Below are 4,386 nucleotides of genomic sequence, written 5' to 3' on the forward strand. Positions count from 1 at the left end.
GAATCTGTCGCGCCGCAGTTGTGCTTTGCTAAGATGGAGGCAAGATTACTATAATAAGTAGATGTGTCAATACAAAAAGTAGAATGTAAAGTGTGAATTATCTACTTAATGTAGCTTTTAAGTGGTCTGGATTAGGGATGACTCAAACTTAAGACGTAAAAAAACCGGCTTAGATGCCGGCTTTTAAATGGAGAGGGGCTAAGGTTTGCCACCGATAGATTTGAAGTATTCTCGGTAGTGTTCTTTCAATTCATTTAGTCGCATTTCAAAGACGAGAAGCATATTTTTGCTCTCAGCACTCGGATACTGTCTGAATGTTCGCAGTAAACGTTTTTCGTCTTCTGTTAAATTACTGAATTCACTTGCATCTTCAGCGCCTTCCATTTGAATTATTGGCGGCATTTCAGTGTTGGATTTCTGCACTTCCTCATGCCCGTAATCAAGCCATGAGGGAGAAACGTTCAACCATTCCGCAATTTTTATCAACTTTTCATCGCGTGGCTTAGCCGTACCCAGCGTATAACGCCGGGCCATCTCATATGTGACGCCACATGCCTGACTTAAGTCTTTAACGAATAAGCCATTTTTGCTCATTTGCGCGTTTAGGCGCTGGGCAAACTCATGATGTTTATTTGTATTTTCTACCATAGGTAGAAGATTAAGACACTGAGCCAAAATAGTCATTTCTATTTTCTGTAGTTGTATATTCTACTTTATGTAGTATTATGCTTTCCATAAGTTTACAGGAGAGCGTTATGACTACCACTTACAAAAACATCACCGACAAGGCAGTTAGAACCGTTGGCCGAGTATCAACGGTTGCCCGGTTGTTCAACTTCAAAACATCTCAATCGGTAGCAAACTGGATTGAGCGGAATAAGGTTCCAAGCGAACGAGTCATCAAATTATGCGAATTAGGTGGCTGGGTCGTGACCCCTCATGAACTCCGTCCGGACCTTTATCCTGAGCCAACGCATGGACTGCCAACTGAACAATATTCTATCACTCAAGCCTCGTAAGGACTGATTTATGGAAATCAAAACTCTGCATATCGAGCTTGAAGCATGGGCTGCAAAGAAGGGCTGGAAGTACGTTGTCGAGCTGATTACAAGGCATCAACAGGGTGATCTGCTTGAGACTCTTGATGACTTGGTTGATGGTGATGAATTCGCTCGCCGGGTCCATAACAACAAGCAGCGCATCCAGCGTGCATTCGATGGAACTTCGAAGAAACACCAACTGCACGCGGCGTTGTTGGCACCGGCAGTTCGCGCCGCCATCGATGCAGAGCTTGCTATGCAAAAGGACGAACAGCATAGAGTCGCCGCTTCCAGCAAGGAACACTCAGAGGTTATTTGCGCGGTGCTAACCGGAGCGCCACTTGCCGTTATTCAGAAAGAAGCCATTGAAGCAATTAACTCGATCGCCGTGTTTGTTCCTGGTCTGGTTGTGCAGTTTGCACATGTTGGCCAGCAGCTGCTGTAGGGGGAGGGTATGCGGCATAACGATTTTCTAATCACCCAGATTAAAAGCCTGCTTCTTTCCGGGAGTAAATGCGACGAAAGCGAAGCAAATGCCGCGGTAGCGCTTGCCATGGAATACCGGCGTATTCATCCGAACACTGGAGTCCAGGCGCTAATCGACAAGGCAAAGTTCTATTTAAAACACAACCGTCGACCAGCTGCGGTTCCACGAACGGAGCCAATCAAGAAAGCCACGCTTCCAAAGCGCCGCCAGTTTAGCTGAGTCAGGAGGTGATCATGCGTAACACAGCTGCATTAATGGAACGGTTCAAAGCACAGTTACAACGTAACTATTCTGGCAATGAATCTTGTCTGCAGGTACGTGAAGTTGCCCCAGGTGACCGCTTCAAGGATGGCTACGGACGGTTGGTTACTGTGATTGCTGTAAGTCCAAATACGATTATTTTCCGTCGCGATGGTTACGACAAGAACTGCGAGACGCGGCGGGATAAGTTTTTGAAAGAATTTGTAGAGGCTGATGTATGAGCATGACCCTGATGGTTCAGGCTATGAATATTCGTGTTGGTCACCCGATACGTAAACTTGTGCTCCTGAAACTCGCTGATAACGCAAATGATAAAGGTGAGTGCTGGCCGTCATACCAACACATTGCAGATCATTGCGAGTGCAGTAAAAGCGCGGTGAGATCACACATCGATGCGCTGATTAAGCTGGGTTTGTTACTCAAGATAAACCGTATTGGAATCAATAACGGAAAGGGTAATACGTCCAATATTTATAGCCTCAAACTCGACACCCCTGTAGCGCCAGAAAGCACAGGGGGTGAGGCTAAAAATAATAACCCCCCTATGTCGCCACAAAGCATAGACCCTGTGTCGCCACAAGGCATAGGTATGCCGCACGGCGACAGCCCTATGCCGCCACAAGGCACACCCCCTATGTCGCCACACGGCACCAGAATCAGTCACTCTTTTGAACCTGTCATGGAACCAGTCAAAGAACCAAAAGAATGTCAGGCAGACGAGCTGCCCGACGATTTTGACAATCCAGCTTTGCGAGTTTTAAACCATCTCAACAAAACCACCGGTGCTGCATTCCAGGATGGCAAGACCACGATGGGGTTTATCAACGGACTGCTGGCGGATGAATACGTTGCAGACGAACTCATCCTGGTTATCGAACACCGGGCTGACCTCTGGCTCGATAACGTGACGATGGCCCAGCACTTATGCCCGAAGACACTTTTTAACTTTGAGAATTTCGAGGGGTATCTGCCGCTGGCCCGCAAGTGGGACAACGAAAGTCGCCCATCCAGCAGAGCGCCTGTTATCGACTGCAGCGAACGAGATGCGGCTCACAAGCGGTTTCTTGGTCAGGCGGCAAATCTGATCCTGAAATCTCCGCTGGAAATATGCGTCCGCAAACTGGCCTCAAATGCGAGTGTCGGTGGGCTTTCGCCTGAAGCGTCAAAGCGCACATGGGATCGGCTTTGGTCTGAACAGGCAGCCCGTATGCAAAAAAACGAATTGACCGCCTAGCGGTAAGATTAATTGAACCTGGAGATGACTATGGAAACCGTACTTGAAGCACTGAAATTGATGGGAAAGGCTACAGCACGCGAAATATCAGCCCGCATGAAAATCGACGTGAGAGAGATTCTTGGTATATTGCGTGAACATGAAGAGCTCGAGCAGATTGAGCTGGTTAACGGCTGGTGGCAGTTGACAGGTACCGGCGCTAAAACCCCTCGAGTAAAACCTGCGGTACCAGCGGTTAAAGTCGTGAACAGCAAAGAGCGACCAGCATCACCTGCTGTGGCAACACCGGCTCGCAAAATTAACGAAGCAGTTTTGGCAGAATTAATGACGCAGCATGGTGAGCTGACGACTGAGCAAATGGCAAAACTTGCTGGTACCACCGTTCGCGCGGTTGCCTCAACGCTGGCTATGCCGGTTAACAAGGGGCGTATTGTTCGGGAGAAGCGCGGTAGCGTCTTCCATTTTGATGTGGCACCCAAGGCACTAACCACAAAACTACCGGCAGTGGACGATGTGATCCAGCAGCCTGAACCTGCAGTACCAGCAACACGAAGTGACGCCGAATTCCTGGATGCTATTCCGCAGATGGCCAAGTGCCAGGCGGCCGAGATGGTTTGCCCTACACCAAAATCCATAGCGGCAGAAATTCGCCGCACGAAGTCCCGCCTCAATCAGCTTGAAGAGCTGCGCGTTACGGTTCGCCGGCTTGCTCGCCAACAACGTGCTCTGGGGTTCTGATGACAACTGAGCTCAAACTCTGCCCTAAGGGTAAAAAACCAAAAATCACCACCCGTGAGCCTCGTGGTTACTGGTGTGTAATGGGCTACAAGAACATCACATGTCCGTGTGGATGCCTTAGAGAAACGGCTGCGTATACCAAAGGCGGTCAGGCCTGGTGCAAAGCAGAGGCTAAGGCCATCGAGCAGTGGAACCGTGAAGTGATGCAGTACACCTCAGGAATGAAACTACAAAGCCAATCAAACGAACCTAACAAATAGGGTGATTTGTCGTTATGAAATTCACGATGCGTAAAAAGCGTGACTGGAAAGCATGGTTCGAGGTGGGTGTTTTTAAAAGGGTAGTTGTGCTTCGTAACCATGAAATCAACCGCTGGCAGATAATGGGACTGTGTGCCACCGGCGCGCCAGTATTTATAGAAGCTGCTCGCGGTAAATGCCAGATTAGGGCGTGGACTGATTTTAATCAGCTGGCGTTATTTCTGGAGGCTATCGGCGTACAGCGTTACGAGGTTCATAACAAAGCAACCGTATCCGCCTGACCAGCGGCTTTGAGCGAACAGCGTACGTTTGCCTTTCATATATGTACGATTTACTCGCTGGCCTGCTCTGACGTATATATCATAG

General features: G+C 48.7%; 9 protein-coding genes. 8 read left to right on the plus strand and 1 reads right to left on the minus strand.

The annotated features are described in order from the left end of the window. Positions 1–198: 198 nt before the first annotated feature. The gene (locus tag M977_RS20585) at positions 199–684 is read right to left on the minus strand and encodes a helix-turn-helix domain-containing protein (protein ID WP_064518618.1); all 486 of its coding nucleotides are present in this window, start codon (positions 682–684) and stop codon (positions 199–201) included. 71 nt (positions 685–755) lie between these two features. Here M977_RS20585 and M977_RS20590 point away from each other — a divergent pair, with 71 nt between their 5' ends. From M977_RS20590 to M977_RS20625, 8 genes are read left to right on the plus strand one after another with little or no spacing between them, the layout of a single operon-like run. Next, positions 756–1,019, plus strand: a complete 264-nt coding sequence (locus M977_RS20590) for a transcriptional regulator (RefSeq protein WP_064518619.1) — start codon at positions 756–758, stop codon at positions 1,017–1,019. A gap of 10 nt (positions 1,020–1,029) precedes the next feature. Beyond that, positions 1,030–1,485 carry a toxin YdaT family protein gene (locus M977_RS20595; protein WP_064518620.1) on the plus strand — a complete coding sequence of 152 codons (456 nt, stop codon included), beginning with the start codon at positions 1,030–1,032 and terminating at the stop codon, positions 1,483–1,485. 9 nt (positions 1,486–1,494) lie between these two features. Next, on the plus strand, positions 1,495–1,746 hold the full coding sequence (locus M977_RS20600) for a hypothetical protein (RefSeq protein WP_064518621.1): 252 nt from the start codon (positions 1,495–1,497) through the stop codon (positions 1,744–1,746). Positions 1,747–1,760: 14 nt separating this feature from the next. Then, positions 1,761–2,009: a DUF4222 domain-containing protein gene (locus M977_RS20605; protein WP_064518622.1), complete on the plus strand. Its 249-nt coding sequence runs from the start codon at positions 1,761–1,763 to the stop codon at positions 2,007–2,009. After that, positions 2,006–3,022 carry a conserved phage C-terminal domain-containing protein gene (locus tag M977_RS20610; RefSeq protein WP_064518623.1) on the plus strand — a complete coding sequence of 339 codons (1,017 nt, stop codon included), beginning with the start codon at positions 2,006–2,008 and terminating at the stop codon, positions 3,020–3,022. Before M977_RS20605 ends, M977_RS20610 begins: the two co-directional genes overlap by 4 nt. A 30-nt stretch (positions 3,023–3,052) precedes the next feature. Then, positions 3,053–3,760: a DUF1627 domain-containing protein gene (locus tag M977_RS20615; protein WP_064518624.1), complete on the plus strand. Its 708-nt coding sequence runs from the start codon at positions 3,053–3,055 to the stop codon at positions 3,758–3,760. Further along, positions 3,760–4,020: a hypothetical protein gene (locus M977_RS20620; protein WP_064518625.1), complete on the plus strand. Its 261-nt coding sequence runs from the start codon at positions 3,760–3,762 to the stop codon at positions 4,018–4,020. The genes M977_RS20615 and M977_RS20620 overlap by 1 nt, the downstream gene beginning before the upstream one ends. 14 nt (positions 4,021–4,034) lie before the next feature. Then, the gene (locus M977_RS20625) at positions 4,035–4,301 is read left to right on the plus strand and encodes a hypothetical protein (RefSeq protein ID WP_157092097.1); all 267 of its coding nucleotides are present in this window, start codon (positions 4,035–4,037) and stop codon (positions 4,299–4,301) included. Positions 4,302–4,386: the final 85 nt, after the last annotated feature.

The sequence above is a fragment of the Buttiauxella gaviniae ATCC 51604 genome (assembly GCF_001654835.1).
Lineage (GTDB): Bacteria > Pseudomonadota > Gammaproteobacteria > Enterobacterales > Enterobacteriaceae > Buttiauxella > Buttiauxella gaviniae.

What these genes read in the sequence shown, in the direction of transcription:
- M977_RS20585 (WP_064518618.1), bottom strand. Translation starts at nt 684, where the DNA reads ATGACTATTTTGGCTCAGTGTCTTAATCTTCTACCTATGGTAGAAAAT.
- M977_RS20590 (WP_064518619.1), top strand. Translation starts at nt 756, where the DNA reads ATGACTACCACTTACAAAAACATCACCGACAAGGCAGTTAGAACCGTT.
- M977_RS20595 (WP_064518620.1), top strand. Translation starts at nt 1,030, where the DNA reads ATGGAAATCAAAACTCTGCATATCGAGCTTGAAGCATGGGCTGCAAAG.
- M977_RS20600 (WP_064518621.1), top strand. Translation starts at nt 1,495, where the DNA reads ATGCGGCATAACGATTTTCTAATCACCCAGATTAAAAGCCTGCTTCTT.
- M977_RS20605 (WP_064518622.1), top strand. Translation starts at nt 1,761, where the DNA reads ATGCGTAACACAGCTGCATTAATGGAACGGTTCAAAGCACAGTTACAA.
- M977_RS20610 (WP_064518623.1), top strand. Translation starts at nt 2,006, where the DNA reads ATGAGCATGACCCTGATGGTTCAGGCTATGAATATTCGTGTTGGTCAC.
- M977_RS20615 (WP_064518624.1), top strand. Translation starts at nt 3,053, where the DNA reads ATGGAAACCGTACTTGAAGCACTGAAATTGATGGGAAAGGCTACAGCA.
- M977_RS20620 (WP_064518625.1), top strand. Translation starts at nt 3,760, where the DNA reads ATGACAACTGAGCTCAAACTCTGCCCTAAGGGTAAAAAACCAAAAATC.
- M977_RS20625 (WP_157092097.1), top strand. Translation starts at nt 4,035, where the DNA reads ATGAAATTCACGATGCGTAAAAAGCGTGACTGGAAAGCATGGTTCGAG.